The following is a 2,993-nucleotide window of genomic DNA, read 5'->3' as shown; positions in this document are numbered from 1 at the left end:
GCGTCAGCCGGTCGGCCTCTCGCGCGGAGCAGTCGGCCGACCGGCTGACGCAGCATGATCACGGACAGTTGCCGTCCGCGCTGGATGGCTGGAAAACGCCGTGACGGGGCAGGGGGCAGATGTGGAAAAACTGACGAAGCTGCCGCTCGTGGGCCCCGGCGTCGCGTGGTTCCTCACCACCCGGCTCTGGCACGTCTACGCGCACCTGGACGCCCGCAAGTGGACGCGGCTGGCCGCCGCGATCACCTTCACCAGTTTCCTGGCACTGTTCCCGATGCTCGCGGTCGGCGCCGCCGTCGCCGCCGCGCTGCTCCCTCACGACCAGATGCGGCAGCTTCAGGACACCCTCACCGACCAGGTGCCCGGCATCTCCGACCAGCTACAGCTCCAGTCCCTGGTCGACAACGCGGGCACCGTCGGCACGGTCGCGGGCGCCGCGCTGCTGTTCACCGGCGCCAGCTGGGTCGGCGCGCTGCGCGAGAGCCTGCGCGCGGTGTGGGACCTGGAGGAGGACCCCGGCAACGTCGTCCTCCGCAAGGCCACCGACCTGGGAACCCTGCTCGGCCTGGGCGTGGTCGGACTGGTCTCCTTCGGCGGGTCGGCCTTCGCCGTCACCGCCGTGACCCGCGTCGCCGAGTGGATCGGCCTGACCGAGGGCGGCGTCGGTACGGTGCTGCTGCGCACCGCCGCCTACGCCGCCGCCCTCGCCGCCGATTTCCTGCTGCTGTGGTACGTGCTGACGCTGCTGCCCCGCGTGAAGCCGCCGCGCCGCGCGGTGCTGGCGGCGGCCCTGCAGGGTGCCGTCGGGTTCGAGCTGCTGAAGCTGCTGCTCGGCGGCTACCTCCAGCAGGTCGCCGCCAAGAACATCTACGGCGCCTTCGGTGTGCCCATCGCCCTGCTGCTGTGGATCAGCTTCATGACGAAGCTGCTGCTGTACTGCGCGGCCTGGACCGCCACCACGCCGGCACCCGGTTCCGACCCGGACGCACAGCAACCGGTCAGGGAACTCTTCGACGGGGGCGACGCGTCCGATGACGGTGACACCGAGGGGGAGGCCGAGAGCGAGCGGGAGGCCGAGAGCGAGTGGGAGGCCGAGAGCGAGTGGGAGGCCGAGGCCGACAGCAGCGGCGCCGACGCCAGTGGTGCCGGCGCCGGCGGCAGCGACGTCAGCGGCAGCGACGTCAGCGGCGGTGGCGGCGCGCCAGGTCGGGAAGCGGCCAGCGGCGGTGCACCCCGTACGCCACCAGACCGAGAAGCACCAGAACGCCCGCGGTGATCCCGACGGCCATCCCCGCGCCGCCCGAGGGCTTGCTGTCGGACGGGGAGGCCGCGCGGGCGTCCGAGGAGCCGCCGGCCTCGCCGCCCTTGCCCGTCGGGGTGCCCCCGCCGCCGCCCGTGCTGCTCGGCGCGACCAGCTCGCCCACCGGCTCGACCTTTCCGGCGGCGTCGAAGCCCCAGTCCAGCAGCCTGGCGGTCTCCTTGTAGACGCCGTGCGGCTCCTCACCGTCCGGGTGCATGACCGTCACCAGCAGCACCCGGTCGCCGCGCTGGGCGACGCCGGTGAAGGTGTTGCCCGCGTTGGTCGTCGAACCGTTCTTGACGCCCGCGATCCCCGGGTACGGGTCGATGCCCACGTCCCCCGTGAGCAGGCGGTTGGTGTTCTGGATCTGGAAGCTGCCGCGCGTGGTCTTGCCGTCCTTCTTCTTCGTCTCGCCGGGGAACTTCGCGGTCGCGGTCGCCGCGTACTCGCGGAAGTCCTTGTTCTGCAGCCCGGCCCTGGCGAAGAGCGTCAGGTCGTACGCCGAGGAGACCTGTCCCGGGCGGTCGTAACCGTCCGGGCTGACGACCTTGGTGTCGTTCGCGGTGAGCGCGCGGGCCTTCTCGTTCATCTCCTTGACGGTCTTGTCGACGCCGCCGTTCATTGCGGCGAGCACGTGCACCGCGTCGTTGCCCGAGCGCAGGAAGACGCCGAGCCACAGGTCGTGCACGGAGTACGTCTCACCCTCCTTGACGCCGACCAGGCTGCTGCCCTCGCCCATGCCCTCCAGATCCGAGGGGACGACCTTGTGCTCGCGGTCCTTGGGCAGCTTCGGCAGCACCGTGTCGGCGAACAGCATCTTCAGGGTGCTGGCCGGGGGCTGCCGCCAGTGGGCGTTGTGCGAGGCGAGCACCTGGCCCGACTCCGCGTCGGAGATGATCCACGAGCGCGCCGACAGCTTGGTCGGCAGCTTCGGCGCGCCCTGCTTCAGGTTCACCTGGGTACCGGGACGGCCGAGCTGTGCCCCGCCCACGGTCGACATCTGGGCGGGCGGCTTGGGCTCTTTGGCGGTGTCCGCCGGTTCGTTCTCGTCGGCGTGCGCGGGCATCGCGGCGGGGACGGTCAGCAAGGAGAGCGCGAACGCCGTGGAGGCGAGCGCGGCGGCACGGCGCGTGCGCGGGGCGCGGGGCGCGCCCGAGCGCGGGGTGCGGTCTGAATAATGCGAAGAAATGGGCACCCTGCGAACGTACAGGCCCTTCCGTGCGTGGGGGACGCCGAGCCCCGGCACACACGCCTCCGGATACGCCAACTCGCCCAGTGCGCTAGGCCAGAGGAGGGCCCCGGGGTCGCCCGCCCGGCGGGCCCCGGGGCCGTAGGCGCCCCTCCTCAAGGGGCCGGCCGCAGCTCGACGTCGTGCCGCGTCCGGTCCGCCGCCCCGGTCACCAGCAGGAATTCCGCGCTGGGCGCGTGTGAGGAGCTGGAGATCACCAGGGTGTGGCCGCCCGGCGTCAGACCGGTCACCTGGTAGATGCCGTCGACCGTGCGCACCAGCGCCTGCCGCTTGCCGCGCGCGTCGACCACCGTGAGCCACGCCTCGCAGCCGCCCGGGTGGAGCGGGCAGTGCACGAAACCGCCGACGGTCACCGCACCGACGGCCCCCACTCCGGCCCCGGCTCCGGCTCCGGCTCCGACATAGGCCCCAGCCCCAGCCCCAGCCCCAGCCCCAGTCCCGGTC

Annotated in this window: 3 protein-coding genes; 1 reads left to right on the top strand and 2 read right to left on the bottom strand. The window is 72.6% G+C overall.

What is annotated here, in order from left to right:
• Window positions 1–121: 121 nt before the first annotated feature.
• On the top strand, window positions 122–1,276 hold the full coding sequence (locus tag AB8Z75_RS33465) for a YihY/virulence factor BrkB family protein (RefSeq protein WP_369208672.1): 1,155 nt from the start codon (window positions 122–124) through the stop codon (window positions 1,274–1,276).
• Here the strand turns inward: AB8Z75_RS33465 and AB8Z75_RS33460 are convergent.
• Both AB8Z75_RS33460 and AB8Z75_RS33455 read right to left on the bottom strand, forming a co-directional pair.
• On the bottom strand, window positions 1,182–2,366 hold the full coding sequence (locus tag AB8Z75_RS33460; RefSeq protein WP_369208674.1) for a D-alanyl-D-alanine carboxypeptidase family protein: 1,185 nt from the start codon (window positions 2,364–2,366) through the stop codon (window positions 1,182–1,184). The genes AB8Z75_RS33465 and AB8Z75_RS33460 overlap by 95 nt on opposite strands.
• A 278-nt stretch (window positions 2,367–2,644) precedes the next feature.
• Window positions 2,645–2,902: a hypothetical protein gene (locus AB8Z75_RS33455; RefSeq protein WP_369208670.1), complete on the bottom strand. Its 258-nt coding sequence runs from the start codon at window positions 2,900–2,902 to the stop codon at window positions 2,645–2,647.
• Between the last annotated feature and the right edge of the window lie 91 nt (window positions 2,903–2,993).

The organism is Streptomyces sp. PU-14G (assembly GCF_041028275.1).
Taxonomy (GTDB): Bacteria; Actinomycetota; Actinomycetes; order Streptomycetales; family Streptomycetaceae; genus Streptomyces.
Note: the sequence above shows the minus strand (reverse complement) of the source record. Positions and strands in the feature narration are given on the sequence as shown.

What these genes read in the sequence shown, in the direction of transcription:
- AB8Z75_RS33460 (WP_369208674.1), bottom strand. Translation starts at nt 2,366, where the DNA reads ATGCCCGCGCACGCCGACGAGAACGAACCGGCGGACACCGCCAAAGAG.